This is a genomic window from Saccharopolyspora sp. NPDC002578 (assembly GCF_053592695.1).
Map to the genome: position 1 here is coordinate 79,762 of NZ_JBSFWJ010000017.1, position 26,126 is coordinate 105,887.

The following is a 26,126-nucleotide window of genomic DNA, read 5'->3' on the forward strand; positions in this document are numbered from 1 at the left end:
TCCGGCGGGGACTCCGGTGGAGTAGTCCAGTTCGGACGTTCGGTGGTTCCGCGCGGCGCCCCGCGCATTCGAGTGCGCTCCCTCGGCGGTGTCACGTGAGCCCGTCGCAACCCCAAGCTGAGTTCACGCGTCTGAGCTGTCGGTGGTAGTTGATCTACTACGCTGCGTGGAGTTCGCCGGATCGATGTCGGGGGCAGGATCGTGCCGAACAGGCCGTGGGACAACATCGGGGCGCCGACCGCCGCCGAGCAGCGACTCGACGATCTGCTCGGCCAGGGCAGAGCGTGGGGACGCCGCCCGGAAGGGCCGGTCGTCCCGCTCGACGTGCACGCTGACATGTTCGACCCGGACCGGGAGATCCGCGGCGAGTACCTGACGCGCAAGCTCGTCGAATCACCCGACGAGCAGGGCTGGCGCGCGTTCTGGCGCCGCGGCGGGCAGCAGCCCGTGGTGCGCATCGAGGACGCCGTCATCACCGGCCGGCTGGACCTGCGGGCGGCGGAACTGCCGTACCTGCTGGAATTCGTGCGCTGCCGCTTCGACATGCGGCCCGACCTGCGCCAGGCCACGCTCGCCGGGCTGGTGCTGTGGAACTGCCGCTTCCCCGGGCTCAACGGGCGGAACCTGCGCACCAGCCACGACACGGTGCTGCGCAACTGCACGAGCGTCGGCGGCATCGTCGACCTCGCCGACGCCCAGCTCGGCGGTTCGCTGTTGCTCAACGATTCCGAGCTGCGCAACCCCGGCGGGCGCGCGATCTACGCGGACCGCCTGGAGATCGCCGGGGCGATGCTCGGCCTGCGCCTGAAGGTCTCCGGCGAGGTGCGGATCCCCGGGGTGAAGATCGGCGGCAACCTCAACTTCTCCGGCGGAGCGCTGCGCAACCGGGGCCGCACGGCGCTCAACGCCAACGGGATCCAGATCGGCGGCAGCCTCCGCGGCGACGTCGACCCGATCAGTGGCGGCCCGTTCAGCGTCGCCGGGCTGCTGTACCTGCCGAGCGCGCACATCGAAGGCGACCTGCGGCTGCGCGACGCGGTGCTGGAACCGGGCGTGAGCCCGCCGAAGCGGGGCGAATCCCAGCACGACGACCCGATCAGCACGCTGCTGCTGGACCGCGGCGAAGTGCGCGGCGACGTGCAGCTCGACCAGGGATTCCGCAGCGGCGGCACGATCCGCCTGGTCAGCAGCAAGATCGGCGGCGACCTGCGGATGGCGGGCGCGCAGATCGACCTCAGCTGGTCGCGTTCCCCGTCGGCCTCCGTGGAGAAGCCGATGCGCGCCCTGCACCTCGACGGCACCGAGATCCTCGGCAACCTGGAAGCCGCGAACACGGTGCTGCACGGGCAGATGCGCATGGTGGACGTCAACGTGCACGGCAGCTTCCAGCTCACCCGGGCCCGCCTGATCGGACCGCGCACGGACACGTTGCAGGCCAACCGGATCCAGGTCGGCAGCAACTTCGACTGCCGCGAAGCCGACATCTCCGGGACGTTGCAGCTGCAGGGCGCGGACATCGGCGCCAACGTGGACCTGCGCTCCGCGCAGCTGCTCAAACCCGCGTGGCACCGCCACCGCAGCGCCTACAAGTCCTCGCTGGACCTGCGGGCGGCGAACATCGGCCGCGACCTCGTGTGCGCCGAAGGGATCCGCCCGTTCCGCGCGGAAGGCGAAGTGCAGCTGCGGCGCGCGGTCATCGGGCGGGCGGCCAACTTCTGGGGATGCGTGCTCGGCGACGGCAGCTCCACGAACGCGTTCAACGCGTTCGGGCTGGTCGCCCAAGAACTGACGCTGCTGCCCGCGGAACCGCCGCAGGGACGGGTCGTGCTGCGGCAGGCGCAGTGCGAACTCCTCGCGGACAACGCCAAGACCTGGGACGCCGTCGGCGGCGTCGACGTCGAGGACTTCACCTACTACAACCTCAGCCGGCCCATCGAACCCACCGACGCGGCCCGGGTGCGGGAACGGCTCGCGTGGCTGCGCACCACCTCCGGGCGCTACCAGCCGGGGCCTTACGACCAGCTCGCGACCGTGTTCCGCAACAGCGGCAACGAAGAGCACGCCGTGACGGTGCTGATCGAGAAGCAACGCCGCCGCTACCAGGCGCTGGCCGGGGCCTCACCGCTGCTGCTGCGCCCGCCGGTGCGGCTGTGGAGCCTGCTGCAGCGCAGCACCGTGGCCTACGGGTACCGGCCGCTGCGGGCGCTGCTGTGGCTGCTGGCGTTCGCCGCGGGCGGCTCCGCGTGGTTCAGCGCGCACGAGCTGCAACCCATCAACGAAGAGGACCACCCGGTCTGGAACCCGTTCCTGTACACCGTGGACCAGCTGGTGCCGATCATCAACCTCGGCCACGACGTGATGTGGCGGGCCGACGGGCACTCGCAGTGGATCACCGTGGTGCTCATCGCGGTGGGCTGGGTCCTGGCCACAACAGTCGCAGCAGGCATTACTCGTGCTCTTCGTCGTGAGGAGCGGTGAGCCGGTCGTTTTGCTTTGGTGGTCGGGTGGCGGAACCTCAGTGCCTTCCTCGCTGCGGGATCTTTTTCCCTAGTGGCTCCGCCACGAGGGAAAAAGCCGTCCTCGCGAGGAAGGCGCTGAGAACCCGCGGGTGAGGACTTCTCGACGTGGGCTATGTGCTTCGCACATACAGGCACGGCTCCGCCGCAAGGCGGACTTCGCTTCGCTCGTCCAAAGCACGGCTTCGCCGCAAAGGCACGGCCCTCGGCCGCAACGCAGGCGTGGCTTCGCCCGCCCAAGGCACGGCTTCGCGCGCGCAAGGCACGGCTTCGCCGTGAGGCACGGTCTTCGGCCGTTGGGCAGGCGTGCCTTGCCGCCCACTGCTCGGATTGATGCCAGGCACGTCGTTCACTGTGCGGATTTGTTGCTGGGTGGGGCTTTTTTGGGGTGGCGGGGTCGGATTCGGGGTGGGGCGGGCCTTGGTCGCTTCTGGGGTGGTTGGGCTGAATGGCCGTCACTCGAAGTGTTGATGTCGGGGGATTGTGCGCGGATGGCGGAGGGGGAATTGCGCCGCGTGTGCTAAATCAAGGTGGCCTGATCGCGAAATTCGGAGGTCACCGTGGAGATCCGCTCTGCCCGTTCCGGCCGTCGGCGGTCCCCGAGCCCTGGTGAATCCTCTGTGGACGGTCACCGGATGTTCGTGCGGCGGTGGGGCGTGGTGTGCGCGGTGGTCGTCGCGTGCGGCGCGGCGCCGGTGGTCGCCGACGCCGCGGAGCCGCTGGACTACGTCGCGCTCGGCGACTCCGCCGCGGCCGGGCCGCTGATCCCCGGCCCGGACCCGAACCTCGCCTGCCTGCGCTCGACGCGGAACTACCCGCGCGTCACCGCCGACGCGCTCGGCGCCCGGCTCACCGACGCGACCTGCTCCGGCGCGGAGATCGAGGACTTCACCGGGCGCCAGCACGGTTTCCTGCCACCGCAGTTCGACGCGCTCAGCGCCGCCACCGACCTGGTCACCGTCACCATCGGCGGCAACGACGTCGACCTGGTGGGCGCCGCGGTGAGCTGCCTCAACGCCTTCCCCGAACCGTTCGGCAAGTCCTGCGCCGACGAGTTCACCCAGGACGGCCGCGACGAGCTGTCGAGCAGGATCGCCGGCATCGAAGGCGATCTCGACGCGGCGCTCACCGGCATCACCGACCGGGCGCCGAACGCGAAGGTGGTCGTGGCGGGCTACGGCACCTACATCCGCCCCGGCGGCTGCTACCCGAAGGAACCGATCTGGGCGCGCGACGCGGACTACGTCCAGTCCAGCGTGGACGAGCTCAGCGACCTGCTCCGGGACCGCGCGGCGGCGCACGGCGCGGAGTTCGTCGACATCGGCGCGGTCAGCGAAGGCCACGACGTGTGCGCCGCGCCGCAGGACAAGTACCTCGAAGGCGTGCTGCCGACCTCGGTGGCCGCACCGCTGCACCCCAACGCCCGCGGCATGGCGGCCTTCGGCCGCGCCATCGCCGAATCCGTGCGCGAGGGTGCGGCCCGCACGCCCGCCGACGACGCGGCCTGACCCCGCGTCGCGACGGCACCTGACCCGCCCCGGTGCCCAGGGCGGCGTCAGGGTGAGCGGCCCGTTCGTCCCGTGATGGCGGACGGGCCGCTCGCGTCGCACCACCGGCGCCGGGAGATTTCGGGAATCCCGCCCGGGTCCGCTCAGCCGCCGAGCAGGTTCGCCAACCGCGGCGAGTAGGCGTGGTCCAGCACCAGCGAAGCCGCCCCCACCGCCCCGGCGTCCTCGCCGATCAACGCCGAGTGCACCTCGACGGGACGCACCCCCGCCGCCCACACCTGGGCGTGCAGCACCTTGCGCACCCGCTCCCGGATGATCTCGCCCGCGTGCCGCAGCGCCGGACCGCCCAACACCACGCGGTCCACGTCGAGCACGCTGACCACCGTCGCCAGCGTCTGCCCGAGCCTGCTCGCCGCCTGCCGCAGCAGCCGCGCCGCGGCGGTGTCGCCCTGGGCGGCGTCCCGGCAGATCCGCTGGTACACGTCGGACACGGCCGCGTCCGCGCCGTCCCCGCCCGCGGCGGCCCACTCCCCGACGACGGCCCGCATCGAGCAGTACGCCTCCAGGCAGCCCCGCTTGCCGCAGGCGCACTCCTTGCCGGTGCCGGTGGGCAGGTGCCCGACCTCGCCCGCGTTGTTGCTGATCCCCCGGTACACCTGATCGCCGAGCACCACGCCGACGCCCACCCCGGAACCGAGGTAGACGTAGACGAACGAGCCCGCGCGCTCCACCCCGCCGGCCCAGCGCTCCCCGATGGCCGCGGCCGTCGCGTCGTTGTCCATCACCACCGGCAGGCCGGCCCGCTCCTGCACCAGGTCGGCGAGCGGAACCTCCGTCCAGCCGGGCAGGTTCGGCGGGCTGAACACCCGCCGGTGGGTGTCGTCCAGCGGCCCCGGCACGGCCAGCCCGACGCCGAGCACCCGCCCGTCGCCCGCTTCGGAACGCCGCACCAGGTGGTGGACGGTGCGGGTGAGCGCGCCGACGACGGCCTCCGGGGAGGCGCCCTCGGCGACCCGCCGGGTGCTGCGCAACCGCACCCGTCCGTCGAGGTCCAGCAGCACGCCGGTGATGCGCTCCGGGTCCAGGTGCAGCCCCACCGACTGGTAGGCGTCCGGCACGACGCGCAGCATCACCCGGCGCTTCCCGCCGGTGGAGGGCGCGTGCCCGTCCTCGGTGACGAGGCCGTCGGCCATCAGCGCCCGCACGATGTTCGACATGGTCTGCGCGGTGAGCCCGGTTCTGCGGGCCAGTTCGACGCGGCTGACGCCGCCGTTCGCGCGGATCGCGTCGAGCACGACGGCGCGGTTGAACCCACCCACCCTGGGGAGGTTGGTGCCCTGCCAGAACTCCTGCTTCATGCGGGGGCTCCCCGAGGCGCTCGTGTCGTTGACTTGCTTCATCGAATGGAATTACGGTGCAGTGTGATCCTGATCTCACAGCGGGCGCAAGCGCCGAGTGGGTCAGGGGATCGCGCAGCTCCTCGAAGATCGGCCGGCCCCGCCGGGGCGGCCGCGACGGTTCCGAGATGAGTTCCTCACTGGGAGGATCGATGCGTCGCTGGCGATTACCCGTGGTCCTGACCGCCGCGCTGCTGGCCGTGACGGGCTGCGGCGGCGGAGTGGCCGATGATCCGAACACGATCAACGTGACGTACCACCGCTACGGCAATTCGACTTACGTCGACACCTTGATGCAGCGGGTGAAGCAGCAGTACGAGCAGGCGCATCCGGGCAAGCGGGTCGCGCTCGACCCGGTGGTGGCGCCCGAAGGCGAGTACCTGTCGAAGCTGCAGCTGCGGATGCGCTCCCCATCGACCGCGCCGGACGTGCTCTACGAGGACAGCTTCACCATCAACTCCGACGTGGCGGCCGGCTACCTCGCCCCGCTGGACGAGCGGCTGGCGGACTGGCCGGACTGGGACCGGTTCATCGACACCACCAAGCAGGCCGGGCTCGCCACCGACGGCCGCACCTACGGGGTGCCGCTGGACACCGACACCCGCGGGATCTGGTTCAACCGCGACCTGTTCACCCGCGCCGGGCTGCCCGCCGACTGGAAGCCGCGCGACTGGGACGCGGTGCTGGACGCCGCGCGCCAGGTCGAGCGGCGGTTCCCGGACGTGATCGGCCTGGACCTGCCGCTGGGCAAGGCGGAAGGCGAAGCGGTGAGCATGCAGACCGTCGAAATGCTGCTCTACGGCACCGAAACGGGGACCCTGCACGACGGCAAGTGGATCGCGCCGAACCGCGGCTTCACCGAGGCGCTGGAGTTCGTGTCCACCGCCGTCGAGGAAGGACTCACGCAGAGCAAGGCGCAGATCGCCGACGCCCAGTACGACAAGAAGCTGCGCGACGACCTAACCAGGCAGGGCAAGGTCGCGATGCGGCTCGACGGCAGCTTCGCCGCCGGGCAGTGGGAGGCGTCGGGCTGGCAGGACTGGCCCTCGACGATGTCGGCGGCACCGATGCCCGCGCGGGACGGCGGGGGCACCGTGTCGATGTCCGGCGGGTGGACGCTGGCGCTGAGCGCGTCGGGCACGAAGCAGGACGACGCGTTCGAGTTCGTGAAGCTGGCGCTGAACCGGGACAACATCGCCGAGTACGCGCTGTCCTCCGGAAACCTGCCCTCGCGGGAGGACTCGGCGGCCGACCCGCGGATCACCGCCGCGAACCCGCTGGCCGGGTTCTGGTTGGGACTGCTGGACGACACCCACTACCGGCCCACGCTGCCGGAATACCCGAAGGTCTCCGAGGAGATCCAGCAGTCCGTGCTGGACGTGGTCGGCGGCGCCGACCCGGCGGAGGTGTCCGAGCGGTGGGCGCAGCAGGTGCGGCGCATCGTCGAACCGGCCAACACCCGGGGCGGCTGATGACGACCGCCGCGGTGGCCCGGCCGGCGGCGCGCAGGCGCGGCGCAGCGGTGTCGCGCTGGTTGCTGCCGATGGCGCCCGCGGTGCTGCTGCTCGGATTGTTCGTGGCGGGCCCGATCCTGTGGAGCGGTTACGTCTCGTTCACCAACGCGGCGCTGACCGGCGCGGCGGCGACGGATCCGGAGTTCGTGGGGCTGGAGAACTTCCGCCGCCTGTTCGCCGACCCGGCGCTGTGGCATTCGGCGTGGGTCACGGTGGTGTTCACGGTCGGCTCGGCGGTGATCGGGCAGAACGGGCTGGGGCTGCTGATCGCGGTGCTCACCCGGCACCGCAACCGCCTGCTGCGCAACACCGTCGGCATCGCGGTGGTGTCCGCGTGGGTGCTGCCGGAGCTGGTGGCGGCGTTCGCGCTCTACGCGTTCCTCAACCCGGAGGGCACGTTGAACGCGCTGCTCGGCGCGGTGGGCCTCAACGAGCAGGACTGGCTCTACAGCGCACCGCTGCTGGCGGTGATCTTGGGCAACGTGTGGCGCGGCACCGCTTTCTCGATGCTGGTGTACCAGGCGGCGCTGTCCGAAGTGCCCACGGAGCTGGCGGAGGCCGCCGAGGTCGACGGCGCGGGCGCGCTGCGCCGGTTCTGGCACGTCACGCTGCCGATCATCCGCCGTTCGGTGCTCACGAACCTGATGCTGGTGACCTTGCAGACGCTGGGGGTGTTCACCTTGATCTACGTGCTCACCGCGGGCGGGCCGGGCGACGCGACGCAGACCCTGCCGCTGCTGATGTACGACGAGGCGTTCGAGCTGGACGAGATCGGGTACGGCGCCACGATCTCGCTGGTGCTGCTGGCGGTCGGTGCGCTGTTCGCCGTGGTCTACGCCCGGACGCTGCGGGAGGAGGTATGAGCCGCCGGTCGTCGTCGCGCCTGGTCGGCGCGCTGCTGGGCGTGATCGCGCTGCTGTTCGCGGCGCCGCTGCTGTGGTTGCTCACGGCGTCGTTCGACGCGGAGGCGCCGCTGGCCGCGGCGGTGCCGGGCCGGTTCACGCTGGACAACTTCGAGCAGGTGCTCAGCTGGGAGACGAGCCTCCGTCCATTGTGGAACGGTCTGCTGCTCTCCGGCGGCGCGGCGGTGGTGTCGGTGGTGGCCGCGGTGCTGTGCGCCTACCCGCTGTCGCGCTACCGGCTCCGGTTCCGGCGGCCGTTCCTCTACACCGTGCTGTTCGCGACCGGACTGCCCATCACGGCCGTGATGGTGCCGGTCTACAGCATGTTCGTGCGGCTCGACCTGGTCGATTCGATGCTCGGCACGACGTTGTTCCTGGCCGCGACCTCGCTGCCGGTGGCGATCTGGATGACGAAGAACTTCATGGACGGCGTGCCGATCAGCCTGGAGGAGGCGGCCTGGGTGGACGGCGCCTCGGCGCTGCAGGCGCTGCGCTCGGTGGTGCTGCCGCTGATCGTGCCCGGGGTGAGCGTGGTCGGGATCTTCACGTTCATCAATGCCTGGGGCAACTTCTTCGTGCCGTTCGTGCTGCTGCTGGACCCGGCGAAGCAACCGGCCTCGGTGGGGGTGTTCGCGTTCTTCGGCCAGGGCGGCCTGATCGCCTACGGGCAGCTCGCGGCGTATTCGATCCTCTACACGGCACCGGTGATCGCGCTGTACCTGATGGTGTCGCGGTCGCTCGGTGGCGCTTTCACGCTCACCGGTGCGATCAAATGATCCGGCGCGATTCGCGGACCTTGTTATCCGAGGACCTGTTGTCCGAGGACGGAGTGCGGGTGCGGAATGGAACGAGCGGCGAGGGAATGATCTCCACTCGCCGCTCGTTCTCCCGCTGACCCCAGGTTCCCCGGAGCGTCGTCCATCACGCGTTTTCCTTTTCGTTCGCCGCTACCGGGAGATCGTTCTGATCTTCCGCGCGGGGGGCGGGAATCGTCACCGTTCCTTCTTCGTCGTCGTGTCGGTCGGGTGCGAGCAGAACCAACACGATCGCGATCAACGCCAGCAACAACAGCGCCGCACCTGCCATGACACACCTCCTCTCTCGTGATCTCTACTTCCGTAAGACGCACAGAGTGCCAGTCCGGTTCCATTCCGTCGCCGAATTTTCGGGGACCGGCGGGGAACGCACGAACGGCCGCCAACCGCGGCCCGCCGCTGGACGTCCGGGGGAACATGACCGCGAATCGAAACCTGTTCTGGGACGGCGCCTTCAACACCCGCGACCTCGGCGGCACGACCACCGCGGACGGGCGGGTGATCAGGCGTGGCGCGCTGGTGCGCTCGGCGACGCCGGAGTACCTGACCGAGACCGGCTGGGCGCAGCTGCGCGACCACGGCATCCGCACCGTCATCGACCTCACCGGCGGCGAGGACGGGCATCCGGACCTCGCGCCCCGCCCACCGGAGCTCACCACGACGACCATCCGGATGGACCCGACGGAGGACACCGAGTTCTGGGCCTACTGGGGCCGGGGCCTGCACGGCACGCCGCTGTACTTCCGCCCGTTCCTGGACCGGCATCCGCAGCGCGCCGTCGAGGTCGTGCGGGCCTTCGCTCGCGCGCCCGAAGGAGGCGTGCTGGTGCACTGCCACGCCGGCCGGGACCGCACCGGCATCGCCGTGCTGCTGTTGCTGCTCATCGCGGGGGTGGGCCAGGCGGAGATCCTCGCCGACCACCTGCGCAGCCACGAAGGGCTGCGCCCGCTGTGGGCGAAGCTCGGCACCGACGACCAGGAACCGATCATCGAGTGGGCGCTGGCCGAGATGGGCGGCTCCACCGGGGAAGCGCTGCGGGCCGCCACCGAGCTCGACGTCGACGCCTACCTGCTCGGCGCGGGCCTCGCCCCGGAGGACCTCACCGCGGCCCGGAACCGGCTGCTGGAACCCCCGGCCTGAGCCCGCGCACGAAGAAGGGCCGCCCGCGGAAGATCTCCGCGGGCGGCCCTAGCTCGGTGCGGTGGTGCGTCAGGCGGCGCCGAGGCGCTGCTTGAGCGCGTCGAACTCGTCCCGGATGGAGCTGGGCAGGTCGTCACCGATGGTGGCGAACCACTCCTCGATCAGCGGGATCTCGGCCTTCCACTCGTCGACGTCCACGTTCAGCGCGATGTCGACGTCCTCGCGGGAGGTGTCCAGCCCGGACAGGTCGATCTGGTCGGCGGAGGGAACCCGGCCGATGGGGGTGTCCTCGGCGGCGGCGGTGCCCTCGATGCGCTCGACGACCCACTTGAGCACGCGGGAGTTCTCCCCGAAGCCCGGCCACACGATCTTCTTGCCGGACTCGTCGCGGCGGAACCAGTTCACGTAGAAGATCCGGGGCAGCTTCGACGCGTCCGCCGACTTGCCCATGTTCACCCAGTGCTGGAAGTAGTCGCCGACGTTGTAGCCGATGAACGGCAGCATCGCCATCGGGTCGCGGCGCACCACGCCGACCTGGCCGGTGGCGGCGGCGGTGGTCTCCGAGGACATCGTGGTGCCCATGAAGACGCCGTGCTGCCAGTCGAAGGACTCGTTGACCAGCGGAACCGTCGTCTTGCGGCGACCGCCGAACAGGATCGCCGAGATCGGCACGCCCTGCGGGTCGTCCCACTCGTCGGCCAGGATCGGGCACTGCGACATCGGCGTGCAGTAGCGCGAGTTCGGGTGCGCGGCCTTCTCGTCGGAGTCCGGCGTCCAGTCCCGCTGCTTCCAGTCGGTCAGGTGCGCGGGCGCGTCGCCCATGCCCTCCCACCAGATGTCCTTGTCATCGGTGAGGGCCACGTTGGTGAACAGCGTGTTGCCCTGCTCGATGGTGCGCATCGCGTTCGGGTTGGTGTTCTCGTCGGTGCCGGGGGCGACGCCGAAGAACCCGGCCTCCGGGTTCACCGCGTACAGCCGGCCGTCCTCGCCGAAGCGCATCCAGGCGATGTCGTCGCCGAGGGTCTCGGCCTTCCAGCCCGGGATGGTCGGCTGCAGCATCGCCAGGTTCGTCTTGCCGCACGACGACGGGAACGCGGCGGCCACGTAGTGGACCTTGTTCTCCGGCGAGGTGAGCTTGAGGATCAGCATGTGCTCGGCGAGCCAGCCCTCGTCGCGGCCCATGGCGGAGGCGATGCGCAGCGAGTAGCACTTCTTGCCCAGCAGCGCGTTGCCGCCGTAGCCGGAGCCGAAGCTCCAGATCATCCGCTCCTCGGGGAAGTGGGTGATGTACTTCGTGTCGTTGCAGGGCCACGGGACGTCCTGCTGACCCGGCTCCAGCGGGGCGCCCACGGAGTGCAGCGCCGGTACGAACTCGCCGTCCTCGCCGAGCTTGTCCAGGACCTTCGACCCCATCCGGGTCATGATGTGCATCGACGTGACCACGTAGGCGCTGTCGGTGATCTCGACGCCCAGCTTCGGCTGCTCGGCCTCCAGCGGGCCCATGCAGAACGGGATGACGTACATGGTGCGACCGCGCATCGAGCCCCGGTAGAGCTCGGTCATGATCGCTTTCATCTCGTCGGGCTGTTTCCAGTTGTTCGTCACGCCCGCGTCCTTGCGCTCCTGGGAGCAGATGAAGGTCCGCTCCTCGACGCGCGCGACGTCGGTCGGGTCGGAAGCCGCCCAGAACGAGTTCGGCTTCTTCTCCAGCCGGGTGAAGGTGCCCGCTTCGACCAGCTCGTCGGTCAGCCGTGTCCATTCCTGCTGGGAGCCGTCACACCACACGACCCGGTCGGGGGTGGTCAGCTCGGCGACCTCGCGCACCCACGACAGCAGGCGTGCGTGCTGGGTCGGTGCCTGGTCGAGACCGGGGATGGTCAAGGCGGTCATCGCTTCGCGTCTCCTGACTGGGCGCCACAGCCCGGAATCCTGTCCGACGGCGGTGCCGTCGGCGTGTTCAGAGAATGCTCCGCCCCACCCGCAGAACGGGCGGAATGGAAAGGGATGCACCGAGGCTAACGGTGCCGGGCGCTCGCCATGGAGATCAGCTGTGTCGGTTCTCTCACAGGAACGATAAGGGGATCGATTCAGTACCGAGCCGGTGCAGAGGTCTAGACGAAAATTCGGCCGCTGTTGAGCCTGGATGACCAAGGATTTCCGGCGAAGCGGACAGTGCCGCGAACGAGAGGTGACACGTCGGCGTCCGTCGAATGGCCGCTCGCCTTCCGGAGAGGGGCACCGGAAGGGGTTCGCGGAGCACGCGGAGGCGCCCGAAACGCACCGGAACGGGCGAATTCGGGCGGGAGATCAGCTCCAGGCGGCGTCCGAATCGGAGCACACGTCCTGCGGGGCCTGAGCGCCCAGCGGACGCGGGTCCTGCTGCGGCGGCTCCGGGGCGTCGAACGTCCAGGTCGCGTCGTCGGTCGCGCCCGCGACCGGGTGCGGAGCCGGGGTGTACTGCCCCTGCTGGTCGAGGCGCCCCTGCTCGACGACCGTCCACTGACCGGCGCCGGTGTGGTGGGTGATGGTGACCTCGCCGGTGTTGCCGATCTCCACCAGCTGGTCCGCCGAGCCGTCGCCGTCCACGTCGGTGACCAGCATCGTTCCCGTCTCGGTGGTGACCACGGCGGTGTCCGCGCGGCCGTCGTTGTCGGTGTCCTCGGTGGCGGGGCCGACCTGCTGCTCGCCGCCGGGGGTGTCGATCACCATCGACGCGCCGCCCTGCTCGCGCGGGTCGTCGTCGACGGGGTGCTGCTGCGGCTGCTCGGCGACCCAGTCGCCGCTGGCCGCGTCGTAGCGGGCCTGGCCGACGACGGCGCCTTCGGCGTCGACCGTCTGCATGATGTCGGCGCGCCCGTCGGCGTCCTCGTCGACGTAGGCGACGTAGCCGTCGTCGGTCATGATCGTGACCGCGTCGTCCACGCCGTCGCCGTCGAGGTCGTAGTTCGCCTCGGCGGTGTACTCCGCGCCCTCGACGGTGACCTTGATGTCGCCGTCGCCCGCGCCGGTCTCCTCGATGTACATGTGTCGACCCCACTTCCAGCGGCTCAGCGTTACGACGCAGCGTAGAGCCGCGCGGTTCCCCTCCGGTACCTACTCGGGTGAACCCGGGAATCAGCCCGGCGCCCCCGGGCGTTCGCACCGACATGGCTGAACAGGTCGTCGCCACCGCGTTCGGTGGCCCGGAAGTGCTGTCCGTCGTCGACACCGAGGTGCCCGAACCCGCCGCGGGCCGGATCACCGTCGACGTCCGCGCGATCGGGGTGAACCCGATCGACCACAAGCTCTACAGCGGCGCGTTCGGTTCGAACCCGGACAAGTTGCCGCTGCCGGTGGGCAACGAACTCGCCGGGGTTGTCACCGCCGTCGGCGAGGGCGCCACCGGCAAGGCGGGCCCGATCTCGGTGGGCGACGAGGTGCTGGTCCAGCCGGCCCCCGGCGCGTACGCGAGTTCGGTGACGGTGCGCGCGACCCACGCGGTGCCGAAACCGGCCGGGCTGTCCTGGGAGACCGCGGCCGGTCTGCTGCTCGCCGGTGAGACCGCCGTGCACCTGCTGACGCTGCTCGGCGACGTCGAGGGCACCACGCTGCTGATCCACGGGGCGTCCGGTTCGGTCGGAGTGCTCGCCGCCCAGCTGGCCGTGGCCTCGGGCGCGCGGGTCGTCGGCACCGCGGGCGAGAAGCGCGCCGAGGCGCTGCGCGGCTACGGCGTCACGCCGGTGCGCTACGGCGAGGGACTGGTCGACCGGGTGCGGGAGGCGGCGCCCGAGGGCATCTCCGGGGTGATCGACACCTCGGGCACCGACGAGGCGATCGACGCGTCGCTGGCGCTCGTGCCGCCGGACCGGGTGGTCAGCGCCGCCGCGTTCCAGCGCGCGGGCGACGGGATCAAGCTGGTCGGCGGCGGTCCGGGTGCCGATCCGGGCGCGGAGATCCGCAGCGCGGCGTGGGAGCGGCTGGTGCCGCTCGCGGCCGAGGGACGGCTCGAAGTCCCCATCGCCCGCACCTTCCCCCTGGCCGAAGCCGCCGAAGCCCACCGCCTCTCCATCGACGGCCACCCGGGCGGGAAGCTGATCCTGCTGCCCTGACCTTTAACCAGCGGCGAAGCCGTGCCTTGGGCGGCGAAGCCACGCCTGCCTTGCGGCCGTAGGCCGTGCCTGTATGTGCGAAGCACATAGCCCACGTCGAAAAGCCGACCACCCGCGGGTTCTCAGCGTTCTTCTCGCGAGGACAGCTTTTTCCCTCGTGGCGGAGCCACTTGGGAAAAAGATCCCGCAGCGAGAAGAACGCTGAGGTTCCGCCACCTGACCACTACGAGAGAAGAGCCGTGGTCATTCCGCGCGGTCGCGGAGGCCGCGGATGGCGCCGAGGAGGTGTTCGGCGCGGTCGCGGCCGGAGGTGGCCTCCGCCAAGCGCTGCTCGGCGGTGTGCAGCCGGCGGCTGCGTTCGGCGGCGTCCATCTTCAGCGCCTTGTCGACCTCCCGCAGTTCCGCCTCGATCGACTCGATGCGCCTGCCCAGCGCGTCGTCCAGCGCCAGCGACAGCTGCTGCTCGGCTTCGATGAGCTGCTCGGACACCAGCTGGTCCAGCGCGGATCGCGCGTCGGCGATGGCCTCGGTGAGCCACTGCTTGAGGTGCTGCTTGTCGGCGGCGTGCTTGCGGGTGCGCGCCATCCACCAGCCCGCGCCCAGCCCGAGCACGATCGTCACCGGCAGCACCACCGGGTTCAGCACGCCCACGCCGATCCCGGCCAGCGGCATCGCCGCCGCCCGGCCCACCCCGAGGCCGCCGGAGATGCCCATGAACACCAGCAGCTTGTCCTCGGCCGTCGGCGCGCGCTTGTCCGGTGGCCGCAGCGCGATGGGCGACTGCGCGCCGCGGGCGAACTGGGAGCGGATCACGTCGAGCTCTTCGGCGGAGAACAGCTCCGCCAGCGACACCTCCGCCACCTTCGCCAGCCGGGCCGACAGCAGCGCCGACACCCGCGAGGACACCATCTGCAACGCGGTGTCGACCTGGTGCGGCAGGGCGGTGAGCGCGCCGTGCTCGGCGGTGTCGATGGCGCGGCGGAACCAGCTCTGCACTTCCCGCATCTGCCGCGTCACCTCGTGGCTGACCTCGACGCGGGTGCGCTGGATCTCGCCGCGCAGCTTGAGCTGCCAGCCGCGGGTGGAGGAGCGCCGGGACGCGGCGAGCTCGTCGCGGCGGGCGCGCAGCGATTCGGCTTCGGCCTCGCCCACGGTCAGCGCTCGCTGCTCCGCGGCGAGCCGCACCGCGAGCTCGCCGAGCACGGTGGACAGCGCGCGCATCGTGTTCGCCTCGCCGAGCATCGCGGCCCGGCCGCCGACGAGCTGTTCCAGCGCGGAGCGCAGCTCGGTCACCCCGGAGCGCTCCCGCAGCATCGTGGCGGCCTGCTCGTTCGGCGCCTGCGCCGCGAGTTCCAGCATCCGCGCCGAGACCGGGTGGATCGGCACGTCGGCGAACCGCGGCGCGTGCTCGGCCAGCAGCCTGCGGTTCTCCTCCAGCACCTGCCGCCAGCCCCGGTGCTGGTCGGTCTTGGCGAGGGCGAACACCACGGTCTCGACCCGGTCCGCCGCGCCGTGCAGGAAGTCCAGCTCGCCGCGGGTGAAGGGGGCGGAGGCGTCGGCGACGAACAGCAGCGCGGTGGCGGCGGAGGCGGCTTCGGCGGCGAGCTCACCGTGGATGGAGTCCAGCCCGCCCACGCCGGGGGTGTCCACGATGGTCAGTTCGGCGAGCGAGTCCAGCGGCGCCTCGATGCGCAGGTGCCGGGGAGGTAAGGCGTCCGCGGGCAGGACTCCGCGCGCGGAGGCCCAGGACGGCAGCGCGTCGACGGCGAACTCGACGGGGTCGGCGTCGGCCGGGTAGCAGGCGAGTCCGCGCCACTGCTCGCCGTGGCGGAACTCCAGGTACGTCGACGTCGCCACCGAAGCGTCCACAGGGGACAGTCCGGGGCTGTCGATCAGGGCGTTCACCAGGGAGCTCTTGCCCCGGTTCGTCTCGCCGACCACCACCACGCTCGGCACCCGAGGACGGGAGAGCCGCACCTCGTCCACCCAGTCCGCCGAGGAGGGGGCGGCTTCCCGCAGCAGCGCGAACAGCCTGTCCCTGGTCTGCTTGACCTGCTGGGGCAAGGCGGTGGCCGCCACGGGCACCCCGGTCGCCGGGCCGGCCGAAGTCATGCGCACGCTCCTGTCGCTGGGTCGGATGCCGCTCGGGCGCGGGTCTCGCCGCTGGAACCGATGGGATCCGGCGCGGGCGTGAATGTACCCGCCGAGTCCCGGCCGGCGGCCCGTTCCGCGCCCGGTCCACCCGACTCGACGAGCTCATGCCCCGGTTGCCGCACGGGCCGTGGCGGGGAGCCGGTCGACGAACACCTGATCGTGCGGCGCGGTCGTCCCCGTTCGCCGCAGCCGCGCGCTCCACCGGTCGTGCTCCGCACCGCCCGTCGTTGATCTTGCCCAGGTGAGCGGCGTCGTCGGTCAGGCCGAGAGCGAAGGCGGACGTATCGGCCGATCGGCCAGGTGTGCCGCCGCAGGGCACTGGCCGGAGGTAGTAGGAGCGTCGAGCCTGTCGGCTGATCCGCGAACCCCCGCTGACCGGCGATTCTGATGTCAGCCGCGGAACAGCGGCGAAGTCACCGGCAAGGAGGCACACCATGCTCACCACCATCGGCACGGCTCTCGGCTTGATCCTCGCGTTCGCCGTTCTGCTCCTGATGTCGCTCAGCTCGGTCCTGCCCGACTTCGCCGAACCCCGTGAAGCCGCCCCGCGCCCGGAGCGGAACCGGACGTCGCCGCGGCAGTGGTTCAGCTCGTTCCGGATGTTCCCGAGCGCAGCTGGTACACGGTGACGATCGGCGCCCGCAGCACCTGGTCGCGGTCGGCGAACCCGAGCACCTCGGTCTCGGCGATGATCCCGTCCAAGGCGGGATCATCGGTGGGCGCGGTGCCGCCGGCTTCGTGCCGCGCCGGGTCGAACGGCTGCCCGTCCGGGCGCAGCAGCGCCACGCCGATGCCGTCGAGCCCTTCGGCGAGCCGCTCGACGACGCCGTTGCTGCGGGCCCGGTCCAGCGCGTACAGGCACAGCTTGATCAGCGCGGCGCGTTCGGAACGTGCCTGGTCGAGCGGGTCGATGTGCACGGCGGTCATGTCAGCCCCCAACTCGGCGTCCGGCTCCGCGGGTTCGTCCGCGCTCGGATCGGACGGCGGGGCCTCCCGCTCGGTTCCACGACCGGGTGAAGATCGTCGTCGAAGCCAGTCCCGCACCGCCGCGTCCCCTCCGCTCGCCGGTGGCTGAAGCTCAGCCGGGTATCCGGACCTGTCCGGGCTGAAGTTGCTGCCAGATCAAGAAGTACGCCCGGTGCACCACGAACGCGATGCGGCTCTGCGCCGGCGTCGCACCGAACGAGGCGTACGACCGCCACCACCCGGCCCGCTCCATCGCGTACTCGACGAGTTCGTGCTGCGGTCGCCCGGCCAACCCCAGCCGCGCACCCGGATCGGTGCTGCCCCCGATGCGCAGCACCTCCTCCACGAGATCGTCCGGCAGCACCACCGAACCCGAGGCGACCAGCGTCAACGCCTCCAGCAGTCGCAGCTGGTGCGCCTCCGGGCGGGTCAGCAGGACCTCGACCGCGTCGTGCACCCGCTGCCGTTCGCCCGCGTCACCGGACGCGTGCGCCAGCGCCGTCACCGAGGCGAGCGCGGCGGCGGCCTTGATCCCGTCGGCGCGGGCCCGGAACACCTCGTCCAGCCTGCTCAGCACTCCCGCCAGCCCGGAGCAGTCCAGCAGCGCCCGGCGCAACGCCCCCGCCGTGATCGCCGGATCGGCGTCGAGCTCCGCCAGCGCCCGCCGCACCCCGTACAGGTCCAGCCGCTCCAGCAGCCGCGCGCGGTCCCGCTCGGGGATCTCGCATTCCCAGCTCGTGAACAGGTCCGCCGACATCAGCATCGTCCGGCGCGTCGTCTCGTCCAGTTCCCCCAACGCCCGCAGCACGTCGGCGTCGGCGGACGTGAAGCCACCGGTCTCCGCGGTCTCCGCCAGCAGCCCGATCACCGGGAGCACCTCCGCCACCCGCGGCCCGAGCAGCGCGGCCTGCTCACCGGCCAGCGCGGCGGCGGCCCGCCACACGTCGCCCTCGGAACCCGGGATCGAGTCCGGTTCGACGGTGTCGGCCTTGTTCAGCACCGCGATCGCGTTCACCGGCCCCGCCTCGCGGCTCGCGGTGGCCGCGGTGAACGCCTCCAAGGCGTGCTGGTCGTCGGCCCGCACCGCCTGCGTCACCACGTAGACCACCGCCTCCGCCCCGGCGACCGCGCCGTGCGACACCGGGTCCAGGTCGTCACCGGTCGTCTCGCGGGCGCCGAGCAGCTGCTCGGTCCGCGCCACCGAGGCGGCGTCGAGCGAGCCGAGCCCGGGGGTGTCGATCACCGTGAGGTCCCGCAGCACGGCGTTGGTCAGGTAGGCCTCCAGGTGCGACACCCGGTGCAGCTCCACGCCCAGCTCACCGGGGATGCCGCCGTCGGCGTCGAACGGAACGGCCTGCTTGGTCCCGTCGTGGAAGACCACTTCGACGCGATCGACCGTGCCGTACTGGAAGCGGGTCACCAGCCGGGTGCACTCGCCGACGTCGGTCGGCGCGACCCGCCTGCCGATCAGCGCGTTCACCAGGGTGGACTTGCCGGATTTGATGCGTCCCGCCACCGCGACCTGCAGCGGCGCCGACAACCGCCGCAGCACCTCGTCGAAACCGGCCGCCGTCGTGTCCGAGACCTGGGCCCGCAACCCGGCGCACAACCGGGCGACCGACGACGACAGCGGACCCGCCCAGTGCTGCTCGACCGGCGATGTCACCCCTGCCTCCTCAACCCCGTGCTGTGATCGCGGCCATCGTGCCATGCGCGGCGGATCTTCCGGCCGGGTCGTCGGCGCTTCGCCGCGGATCGGCGGGGCGACATCGTTTGGCGAACGATCAACCCGGGAATCCGTTGCGGGCACGGACTTGCGCACAGCGCACTCGACGACGGAACTGGTGATTCCCGTGGGAACCGGACACACCCTCGCATTCCTGGTCATCGGCATCGTGCTCGTCTTCGTCGACGGTTGGCTGCTGCGCCGCAGCGGCACCACCTACCTGGAAGCCGCCTACCCGGACGGGAAGGTCGCCGACTCGGTGAACCAACTGGTCACCGTGCTGTTCCACCTGACGACGCTCGGCGTGGTCACCTTGCTCTCGACCGTCCCGATCGGCGGTGCCGACCCGTTCTACGCCGTGCTCACCCGCACCGGCGTGCTGCTGCTGGTGCTGGCCGCCGCGCACGGCATCACGATCTGGATCCTCGCCCGGCTGCGCACCAAGCAGCGCGACAAGGCCCTGCAGGAGGAGATCGCCGCCCGGACCAGCGAGCACTTCGACGCCGAACCGCACCCCCGCACCGGCTGATCGCCCGGTCACGGCCGCCGCGCGTACGACCCGGGTAGGACGCGGACCGTCTCCGAGGAGGACGAACCCGGGGTGGCCGACGCCTACGCTCGGGGCGGTGCGGAACCGGAGCGCGTGGTCGCGGAAGCATCGAATCGCCCTGGACGCGTGCATCGCGACGGTGCTGCTCGTCGCGCACCTGATGTCCGAGGCCGGTATGCACGGACCGTTCTGGCCGACGGCGGTGTTCGGCGGAGTGCTCGCCTGCGGTCCCGTCGCGCTGCGCCACCGGGCACCGGCGCTCGCTTCGGTCACCGTCGTCGCCGGGGTGGTCCTCACGAACCTGCTGCTGGGTTCGGGCCCGGTGTTCACGCCGGGTCAGGTCGCGGCGTTCTTCGTGCTGCACACGCTGATCAGCACCGGGCACCGCCGGCTCGCGGTGGCGCTGACCGCGGCGCTCAACCTGATCGTGCTGGCCGGGCTGCTCACCGTCGTCCCGCTGCCGATCGCGGCGCCGCTCACCGCCGCTTCCTGGTCGATGCTGAGCTACCTGCTGCTGACCGCGCTGATCTGGGCGTTCGGCGAGTTCATCGCCGCGCGCCGGGCGCACCTGCGGGAAGTCGAGGAGCGGTTGCGCCGCGCCGAGGCCGAACGCGACCGGCAGGCGCGGCTGGCAGTCGCCGAAGAGCGCAACCGCATCGCTCGCGAGCTCCACGACGTGCTGGCGCACTCGCTCAGCGTGATGATCGCGCAGGCCGATGGCGCGAGCTACGCCCTGCGCACCGACCCCGAACTGGCCGGACGCGCGACGCGCACCGTCGCGGACACCGGGCGGTCGGCGTTGCGCGAGCTGCGCGGCCTGCTGGACGTGCTGCACGATCCGGCCGAGGACGGCGCGTGGACGCCGCAGCCCGATGCGGCGGCGCTGGGCGAACTGGTCGAGCGGGTGCGGCGCCCGGACCTGCCGATCCGGTTCGAACTGACCGGGAACGTCGAGGAACTGCCGACCGGGCTCGGCCTCGCCGTGTACCGGATCGTGCAGGAAGCGTTGACGAACGTGCTCAAGCACGGTGGTGGCGCGGCGGAGGTGCGGGTGGACGTCGGCGGTGGAGCCGTCGTGCTCGACGTCGCCGACGGTGGAGCGCCCGGCCCGCGCGACCTGCCCTCCACCGGCAACGGACTGGGCGGGATGCGGGAGCGGGCCGTGCTCTACGGCGGAACCTTGACCGCGGGTGCTCGCCCGGGGGGCGGCTGGCGGGTGCGCGCGGAACTGCCGGTGCCGAGCGCCGATCAGGGCTGACCGCGACGGCGGGATGAGGCGTCGTCCTACTGCGGCGGGACGCGCGGCGGATCCGATTTCCCCGCCCGGACGGACGCGGGTCCAGAGTTCCGCGCCGCAGCCTGGTCCGGTCCGAACCCGACCGGCCCCGGGATGTGCCCATGACCACCACCCTCGACGTCCGTTCGGTCCGCGCCCCGCGGGGCGCGACCCCGCCGGCCCGCGTCGATCCGCCCGCGCTCGCGACCCGCCCGCTGCTGCTGATCGCGGCGGCCGTGAGCGCAGTGCTGCTGATCACCAGCGGTCGCTACGGCTATTACGCGGACGAGCTGTACTTCCTGGCCGCCGGCGACCACCTGGACTGGGGCTACGTCGACCAGCCGCCGCTGGTGCCGCTGATCGCGCTGCTCGCCGACACGGCGGCCCCCGGTTCGCTGTTCGCGCTGCGGTTGCTGCCCGCTCTCGCCGCCGGTGCCGGGGTCGTGGTGACGGCCCTGCTCGCTCGGGAATTCGGCGGTGATCGCCGCGCGCAGCTGCTGGCCGGCGGAGCGTGGGCCGTGTCGGGGCAGACCTTGGCGGGCGGGCACATGCTGGCGACCGTCTCCTTCGACCCGCTGCTGTGGAGCGTCGTGCTGTGGCAGCTGGTGCGCTGGGTTCGGCTGCACGAGCAGGGCGTCCGGCGGGATCGCGCGCTGCTGCTCGCCACCGCCTGCACCGCGCTGGCCGTGCAGGTGAAGCTGCTGATCCCGGTGCTGTGGGCGGTGCTGGTGGTAGTGCTGCTGTGCGTCGGCCCGCGGTCGCTGCTGCGCCGTCCGGCGCTGTGGGCCGGTGCGGCCGGGGTGCTGGCGCTCGCGGCGCCCACGCTGTGGTGGCAGGCCGAGCGCGGCTGGCCGCAGCTCACCATGGGCGAGGCCGTCGCCGCCGAGAGCTCGTTCGGGCCGCTGGCGCTGCCCGCGGTGGTGCTCTGTGCCGGCGTTCCCGGCGGCGTGCTGCTGTGCCTGGGGCTGTGGCGGTTGCTGCGCGCACCGGAGCTGCGGCCGTACCGGTTCCTCGGCTGGACCGTCCTGATCGTGACGGGCCTGGTGCTGCTGGCGCAGGCGCGGCCGTACTACTCGGCAGGCTTCTACGGCTTGCTGTTCGCCGCGGGCGCGACCGGACTGCGGGCGAGGTGGCCGTCCCCGCGGCTGTACGGGATCTCCGCGCTGGTCGCGGTCCTGGCCACGTTGCCGGTGCTGCCCGTCGCGCTCATCCCGCGGTTCGACCTGGTCGGCACCGGCAGCACCGGCTGGCCGGAGCTCACCGCGGTCGTCGAGGACCATGCCCGGCGGGAGCGGGCCCCCGTGATCACCGAGGACTACTGGGTGGCGAGCGCCGTGCACCACTACGGCCGCACCGAGGTGCACAGCGCCAGCCGCGGCTTCTGGGAGTTCGGCAGGCCGGCCGACGACACCGCCCGAGCGATCTACGTGGGCGCCGACCGCGAATTCCTCGCCCGGCACTTCGGGTCCGTGCGACGAGTGGACACAGTGGACTTGCCGGTGCCTTCGCGGTACCAGGGGACTCCGGTGTGGGCGGTGGCGCAGCCGAAGCGGCCGTGGGATCGGCTGTGGCGGGACCTGTGGCACGTCGGCCTCCGCCACGGCGGAACCGCGCCGACTCCGCCACCTGGAGCGACGCCCGGGGCAGCGGAGTAGCGGACCGCCGTCGCGCTCCGACCGCCCGAAAACGGTTCCAGCGCGGGAGAAGCGGACCTAGGCTTGCGGATCATGATTCGAGTGCTGCTCGTCGACGACCAGGAACTGATGCGCATGGGGTTCCGCATGGTGCTCGACGCGCACCCCGACATCGAGGTCGTCGGCGAGGCGGGCGACGGCGCACGAGCCGTGCAGCTCGCCGAGCAGGTCGAACCGGACGTGGTGCTGATGGACGTGCGGATGCCGGTGCTCGACGGCATCGAAGCCACCCGGCGGATCATCGCGGGCTGCGACGCGCGAGTGCTGGTGCTGACCACCTTCGACCTCGACGAGTACGCGCTCGCCGCGTTGCGCGGCGGTGCCAGCGGATTCCTGCTCAAGGACATCCCACCGGAGAGCCTGGTGACCGCGGTGCGCTCCGTCGCCGGCGGCGACGCCGTCGTCGCGCCGAGCGTCACCCGGCGGCTGCTCGAACGGTTCCTGGACACCGCGGACGGCGGCAGCCGGGACCGGGCGGTGCTGGACGTGCTCACCGAACGGGAACGGGAAGTGCTGGCGCTGGTCGGCAGGGGGCTCAACAACCAGGAGCTGGCCGCGCGGCTGCACGTCTCCGAAGCCACCGTCAAAACCCACATCGGCCGGGTGCTGGCCAAGCTGGGAGTCCGGGACCGGGTGCAGGCCGTGATCCTCGCCTACGAGACCGGGCTGGTCCGGCCCGGCGCTCGGTGACGGTGTCGGGGCGGGACGTTCGCGCTGGTGGGCGGTTAGCCTGGGCGGCGTGCCAGCTCCCGGATGGAAACCCAGGCTCGTCGCGCTCGACGTGGACGGAACGCTGCTCGACCCCGATCCGCAGACCATCTCGGCGCCGGTGCGCGCGGCGGTCCGCCGGGTCGCGGCCGCCGGCGCGCACGTGGTGATCGCCACCGGGCGCAGCATGCTCGGCACGCTGCCGGTGCTCGACGAGCTCGGGCTGACCAGCGGAGTCGCCCTGTGCTCGAACGGTGCGGTCACCCTCGACGCCACCACCGGCGACGCCCTCGCCGTCGAGACCTTCGACCCCGCTCCGGTGCACGCGCGGCTCACCGCGCTGCTGCCCGGAGCGAGCTACGCGGCCGAGCAGATCGGCACCGGCAGCCTCGTCACCAGCCCCTTCCGCGAATACCAGCTGCACGGGCCGCAGCGGCTCGCCGACCTGGACGAGCTGTTCGCGGAGCCGGTACCGCGGCTCATCGCGAACTGGGAAGGCCACGAACCCGCAGAGGTCACCGCCGCGCTCGCGGGAGTGGACCTGCCCGGCTGCACCGTCACCATCGACCACTACGAGCCGTGGGTGACCCTGGTGCCCGCCGGGGTGACCAAGGGCTCCGCGCTGGAGAAGTTGCGCACCGAACTCGGCGTGGCCGCCGAGGACACCTTCGCCGCGGGCGACGGCACCAACGACGTGCAGATGCTGCGCTGGGCGGCGCACGGCGTCGCCATGGGCCAGGCCCCCGCCGAAGTGCGCCTCGCCGCCGCCGAAGTGACGGGTCCCGTCGCCGAGGACGGCGTGGTTCCCGCCCTCGCCCGCTGGTTCCCGTGACGCGCTGAACACCGAGCGTGCGGCACCTCGACCGCGGGGATGAGCCGAACCCGCGCGAACTTGGCCGATAGGTGTACCCGCCATGGCCGGAAGGCCGAGGCGTCCGGCCCGGCCGGTGCGGCAGAGTTCTCCTCGTCGCTCGGACCACGCCGAGGGCCCGCCGCACACGGGAGACACCATGATCGAGGCTGTCGGCCTCACCAAACGCTACGGATCGACGGTCGCGGTCAACGACCTGTCGTTCACCGTCCAACCCGGCACCGTGACCGGATTCCTCGGGCCCAACGGCGCGGGCAAGTCCACCACGATGCGCATGATCCTCGGCTTGGACCGGCCCACCGCCGGAACCGTCCGCGTCGACGGCAAGGACTACCGCGAGCTCACCGAACCGCTGCGCACCGTCGGAGCGCTGATCGACGCCAAGTGGGTGCACCCGAACCGCTCCGCGCACGCGCACCTGCGCTGGCTCGCGCGGTCCAACCGCATCCCGGTGAGCCGCGTCGACGAAGTGCTCGAAATGGTCGGGCTCACCGCCGTGGCCAAGCGCCGCGCCGGCGGCTTCTCGCTGGGCATGTCGCAGCGCCTCGGCATCGCCGCCGCGCTGCTCGGCGACCCGAAGATCCTGCTGTTCGACGAACCCGTCAACGGGCTCGACCCGGAAGGCATCCACTGGATCCGCCGGTTCATGCGGCAGCTCGCCGACGAAGGCCGCACCGTGTTCGTCTCCAGCCACCTGCTGTCCGAAATGGCCTTGACCGCCGAAAACCTCGTCGTCGTCGGCAAAGGCGAACTGATCGCCCAGTGCAGCACCGAGGAGTTCGTCGCGGGCGCGGGCACCGGCTCGCTGAAGGTCCGCTCGCCGCACGCCGCCCGGCTGCGCGAACTGCTCGTCGACGACGGGCGCACCGTGCTCCCGTTCGACGCGGCGAAGCCCGACACCATCGTCGTCACCGGCGCGGACACCGACCAGATCGGTGAGCTCGCCGCCGCCCACCAGCTCGTGCTGCACGAACTCAGCCCGCAGCAAGGCTCGCTGGAAGAAGCGTTCATGCAGCTCACCAGCCAAGCCGTGGAGTACCAGACCGATTTCGGCGGCGTGCTCGCCACCGCCGGGGAGGACGCCCGATGACGCTGCTCGCCGTGGAACGCATCAAGCTGTTCTCCACCCGCTCGCCCTGGTGGTGCTCGGCCACCGCGCTCGCGCTCACCATCGGCTTCGCCGCGATGATGGGCTGGGCCGTCGACGGCGGCATGTCCCTGAGCCAGGCGCTGTCCGGCTACCAGTTCGGGCTGATGGTCGTGCTGGTGCTCGCGGCGCTGGCCGTCACCACCGAATACCGCTTCGGCACCATCCGGGCCACCTTCCAAGCGGCGCCGAACCGGACGGCGGTGCTGCTGGCGAAAGCGGGCGTCGTCGCCGCCCTCGCGTTCGTCCTCGGCGAGCTCGCCGCGTTCGGCTCCTGGGGCGTGGCCCAACTCCTCGCGCCCGGACCGGAACTCGCCGTCAGCACCGCGACCGAATGGCGGCAGCTCGTCGGCATCGGACCGCTGTTCGCGCTGGCCGCCGTGCTCGCCGTCGGCGTCGGCGCCCTGCTGCGCCAGACCGCCGGCGCGGTGACCCTGCTGATCATCTGGTCGCTGCTGGTGGAACAGCTCATCCTGCTGGTCCCCAACATCGGCCCGGACCTGCAGGAGTGGATGCCGTTCACCGTCGGGGCCCGCTTCCTGCAATCCGACCTCATGGGCGGCGACCCGCCGCTCGGTCCGTGGGGATCGCTGGCCTACTTCGCCGCCGTGGCGTTCGCGGTGCTCGCCACCGCAGCCGTCGTGGTGCACCGGCGAGACGCCTGATCATGCGCGGAGGGTGACGGCGCGAACCGTCGCGCCGTTACCCCTCCCGCTGGAGAGGCTGATCACGCCAGCAGATAGGATCTCGGCAAGATCGAGCCGTGATCACAGTTCCACCCGGATTCCGCGCAGGCCGAAACCTCTCCGCCGCCCGCCGGACGAAGTGGACGGATCGCGGCGGATCCGAGACCAAGGTGCCGAGCCTGGCTCGACACCTCCGGCACGGTCACCGCGCCAGTGAGCGCGGCGACCGGACGGCACAACAGAATCGACCGACTGCATTAGCGCTCGGGGGCGCCGGCGGTCGGGACGGGGGAGGGCCCGGGCTGTCATTCGGGGGATGGCCCGGGCCCTGTGCTTTTCTGGTTGTTTTCACGGCTCGTTTTGCTTTGGTGTCCGGGTAGCGGAACCTCAGTCGGTCTCTCGCTGCGGGATCTTTTTCCCAAGTGGCTCCGCCACGAGGGAAAAAGCTGTCCTCGCGAGAGACCGACT

General features: G+C 71.5%; 21 protein-coding genes. 14 read left to right on the forward strand and 7 right to left on the reverse strand.

Translation table 11 applies throughout. The features are described from left to right. Positions 1-201 precede the first annotated feature (201 nt). Both ACWD38_RS11375 and ACWD38_RS11380 read left to right on the forward strand, forming a co-directional pair. On the forward strand, positions 202-2,478 hold the full coding sequence (locus tag ACWD38_RS11375; protein ID WP_184484172.1) for a bactofilin family protein: 2,277 nt from the start codon (positions 202-204) through the stop codon (positions 2,476-2,478). Between the two features lie 673 nt (positions 2,479-3,151). Continuing rightward, complete coding sequence (locus ACWD38_RS11380) at positions 3,152-4,024, forward strand: SGNH/GDSL hydrolase family protein (protein WP_184484174.1); 873 nt, start codon at positions 3,152-3,154, stop codon at positions 4,022-4,024. Positions 4,025-4,167: 143 nt separating this feature from the next. On the opposite strand, the gene ACWD38_RS11385 is transcribed toward ACWD38_RS11380, so the two are convergent. Continuing rightward, a complete protein-coding gene (locus tag ACWD38_RS11385) occupies positions 4,168-5,382 on the reverse strand; it encodes an ROK family transcriptional regulator (RefSeq protein WP_184484176.1) in 1,215 nt (404 codons plus the stop codon). 167 nt (positions 5,383-5,549) lie between these two features. Between ACWD38_RS11385 and ACWD38_RS11390 the strand changes: the two genes are divergently transcribed. Genes ACWD38_RS11390 through ACWD38_RS11400 form a run of 3 tightly spaced genes read left to right on the forward strand, consistent with a single transcriptional unit; the run spans position 5,550 to position 8,613 of the window. Next, complete coding sequence (locus tag ACWD38_RS11390; protein ID WP_450124017.1) at positions 5,550-6,893, forward strand: extracellular solute-binding protein; 1,344 nt, start codon at positions 5,550-5,552, stop codon at positions 6,891-6,893. Further along, entirely contained in the window at positions 6,893-7,798 is a 906-nt protein-coding gene (locus ACWD38_RS11395; protein ID WP_184484180.1) for a carbohydrate ABC transporter permease, read from the forward strand. Before ACWD38_RS11390 ends, ACWD38_RS11395 begins: the two co-directional genes overlap by 1 nt. Next, a complete protein-coding gene (locus ACWD38_RS11400) occupies positions 7,795-8,613 on the forward strand; it encodes a carbohydrate ABC transporter permease (protein WP_184484182.1) in 819 nt (272 codons plus the stop codon). Before ACWD38_RS11395 ends, ACWD38_RS11400 begins: the two co-directional genes overlap by 4 nt. 145 nt (positions 8,614-8,758) lie before the next feature. Here the strand turns inward: ACWD38_RS11400 and ACWD38_RS11405 are convergent, their stop codons facing one another. Further along, positions 8,759-8,923 carry a hypothetical protein gene (locus tag ACWD38_RS11405; RefSeq protein ID WP_184484184.1) on the reverse strand — a complete coding sequence of 55 codons (165 nt, stop codon included), beginning with the start codon at positions 8,921-8,923 and terminating at the stop codon, positions 8,759-8,761. A gap of 146 nt (positions 8,924-9,069) precedes the next feature. Between ACWD38_RS11405 and ACWD38_RS11410 the strand changes: the two genes are divergently transcribed. Beyond that, positions 9,070-9,792, forward strand: a complete 723-nt coding sequence (locus ACWD38_RS11410) for a tyrosine-protein phosphatase (RefSeq protein ID WP_184484186.1) — start codon at positions 9,070-9,072, stop codon at positions 9,790-9,792. A 69-nt stretch (positions 9,793-9,861) separates the two neighbouring features. Here the strand turns inward: ACWD38_RS11410 and ACWD38_RS11415 are convergent, their stop codons facing one another. Then, positions 9,862-11,682: a phosphoenolpyruvate carboxykinase (GTP) gene (locus ACWD38_RS11415; protein WP_184484188.1), complete on the reverse strand. Its 1,821-nt coding sequence runs from the start codon at positions 11,680-11,682 to the stop codon at positions 9,862-9,864. Between the two features lie 417 nt (positions 11,683-12,099). Continuing rightward, positions 12,100-12,816: a DUF6802 family protein gene (locus tag ACWD38_RS11420; protein ID WP_184484190.1), complete on the reverse strand. Its 717-nt coding sequence runs from the start codon at positions 12,814-12,816 to the stop codon at positions 12,100-12,102. Between the two features lie 122 nt (positions 12,817-12,938). On the opposite strand from ACWD38_RS11420, the gene ACWD38_RS11425 reads away from it, so the two are divergent. Continuing rightward, positions 12,939-13,880: a quinone oxidoreductase family protein gene (locus tag ACWD38_RS11425; protein WP_450124018.1), complete on the forward strand. Its 942-nt coding sequence runs from the start codon at positions 12,939-12,941 to the stop codon at positions 13,878-13,880. A gap of 243 nt (positions 13,881-14,123) precedes the next feature. On the opposite strand, the gene ACWD38_RS11430 is transcribed toward ACWD38_RS11425, so the two are convergent. From ACWD38_RS11430 to ACWD38_RS11440, 3 genes are all read right to left on the reverse strand, one after another. Beyond that, positions 14,124-15,992: a dynamin family protein gene (locus ACWD38_RS11430; RefSeq protein WP_184484194.1), complete on the reverse strand. Its 1,869-nt coding sequence runs from the start codon at positions 15,990-15,992 to the stop codon at positions 14,124-14,126. A gap of 627 nt (positions 15,993-16,619) precedes the next feature. After that, positions 16,620-16,973: a nucleotide exchange factor GrpE gene (locus ACWD38_RS11435; RefSeq protein WP_425503589.1), complete on the reverse strand. Its 354-nt coding sequence runs from the start codon at positions 16,971-16,973 to the stop codon at positions 16,620-16,622. Positions 16,974-17,112: 139 nt separating this feature from the next. Then, positions 17,113-18,666, reverse strand: a complete 1,554-nt coding sequence (locus ACWD38_RS11440; RefSeq protein ID WP_450124019.1) for a dynamin family protein — start codon at positions 18,664-18,666, stop codon at positions 17,113-17,115. A gap of 187 nt (positions 18,667-18,853) precedes the next feature. Between ACWD38_RS11440 and ACWD38_RS11445 the strand changes: the two genes are divergently transcribed. From ACWD38_RS11445 to ACWD38_RS11475, 7 genes are all read left to right on the forward strand, one after another. Then, the gene (locus ACWD38_RS11445) at positions 18,854-19,255 is read left to right on the forward strand and encodes a hypothetical protein (protein WP_184484200.1); all 402 of its coding nucleotides are present in this window, start codon (positions 18,854-18,856) and stop codon (positions 19,253-19,255) included. A gap of 97 nt (positions 19,256-19,352) precedes the next feature. After that, entirely contained in the window at positions 19,353-20,534 is a 1,182-nt protein-coding gene (locus ACWD38_RS11450; RefSeq protein ID WP_343071646.1) for a sensor histidine kinase, read from the forward strand. Between the two features lie 140 nt (positions 20,535-20,674). Further along, complete coding sequence (locus ACWD38_RS11455) at positions 20,675-22,207, forward strand: glycosyltransferase family 39 protein (protein WP_450124020.1); 1,533 nt, start codon at positions 20,675-20,677, stop codon at positions 22,205-22,207. A 72-nt stretch (positions 22,208-22,279) separates the two neighbouring features. Further along, on the forward strand, positions 22,280-22,936 hold the full coding sequence (locus ACWD38_RS11460; RefSeq protein ID WP_184484204.1) for a response regulator: 657 nt from the start codon (positions 22,280-22,282) through the stop codon (positions 22,934-22,936). A gap of 49 nt (positions 22,937-22,985) precedes the next feature. After that, positions 22,986-23,786: an HAD family hydrolase gene (locus ACWD38_RS11465; RefSeq protein WP_343071647.1), complete on the forward strand. Its 801-nt coding sequence runs from the start codon at positions 22,986-22,988 to the stop codon at positions 23,784-23,786. 178 nt (positions 23,787-23,964) lie between these two features. Then, positions 23,965-24,915 (forward strand): ABC transporter ATP-binding protein, encoded by a 951-nt coding sequence (locus tag ACWD38_RS11470; RefSeq protein ID WP_184484206.1) that lies wholly within the window; start codon positions 23,965-23,967, stop codon positions 24,913-24,915. After that, on the forward strand, positions 24,912-25,637 hold the full coding sequence (locus ACWD38_RS11475) for a hypothetical protein (protein WP_184484208.1): 726 nt from the start codon (positions 24,912-24,914) through the stop codon (positions 25,635-25,637). The genes ACWD38_RS11470 and ACWD38_RS11475 overlap by 4 nt, the downstream gene beginning before the upstream one ends. Positions 25,638-26,126: the final 489 nt, after the last annotated feature.

Coding starts and splice junctions, on each gene's coding strand:
- ACWD38_RS11410 (WP_184484186.1), top strand. CDS start 9,070: ATGACCGCGAATCGAAACCTGTTCTGGGACGGCGCCTTCAACACCCGC.
- ACWD38_RS11470 (WP_184484206.1), top strand. CDS start 23,965: ATGATCGAGGCTGTCGGCCTCACCAAACGCTACGGATCGACGGTCGCG.
- ACWD38_RS11475 (WP_184484208.1), top strand. CDS start 24,912: ATGACGCTGCTCGCCGTGGAACGCATCAAGCTGTTCTCCACCCGCTCG.
- ACWD38_RS11405 (WP_184484184.1), bottom strand. CDS start 8,923: ATGGCAGGTGCGGCGCTGTTGTTGCTGGCGTTGATCGCGATCGTGTTG.
- ACWD38_RS11380 (WP_184484174.1), top strand. CDS start 3,152: ATGTTCGTGCGGCGGTGGGGCGTGGTGTGCGCGGTGGTCGTCGCGTGC.
- ACWD38_RS11385 (WP_184484176.1), bottom strand. CDS start 5,382: ATGAAGCAGGAGTTCTGGCAGGGCACCAACCTCCCCAGGGTGGGTGGG.
- ACWD38_RS11390 (WP_450124017.1), top strand. CDS start 5,550: ATGAGTTCCTCACTGGGAGGATCGATGCGTCGCTGGCGATTACCCGTG.
- ACWD38_RS11460 (WP_184484204.1), top strand. CDS start 22,280: ATGATTCGAGTGCTGCTCGTCGACGACCAGGAACTGATGCGCATGGGG.
- ACWD38_RS11415 (WP_184484188.1), bottom strand. CDS start 11,682: ATGACCGCCTTGACCATCCCCGGTCTCGACCAGGCACCGACCCAGCAC.
- ACWD38_RS11430 (WP_184484194.1), bottom strand. CDS start 15,992: ATGACTTCGGCCGGCCCGGCGACCGGGGTGCCCGTGGCGGCCACCGCC.
- ACWD38_RS11425 (WP_450124018.1), top strand. CDS start 12,939: ATGGCTGAACAGGTCGTCGCCACCGCGTTCGGTGGCCCGGAAGTGCTG.
- ACWD38_RS11420 (WP_184484190.1), bottom strand. CDS start 12,816: ATGTACATCGAGGAGACCGGCGCGGGCGACGGCGACATCAAGGTCACC.
- ACWD38_RS11400 (WP_184484182.1), top strand. CDS start 7,795: ATGAGCCGCCGGTCGTCGTCGCGCCTGGTCGGCGCGCTGCTGGGCGTG.
- ACWD38_RS11455 (WP_450124020.1), top strand. CDS start 20,675: ATGACCACCACCCTCGACGTCCGTTCGGTCCGCGCCCCGCGGGGCGCG.
- ACWD38_RS11395 (WP_184484180.1), top strand. CDS start 6,893: ATGACGACCGCCGCGGTGGCCCGGCCGGCGGCGCGCAGGCGCGGCGCA.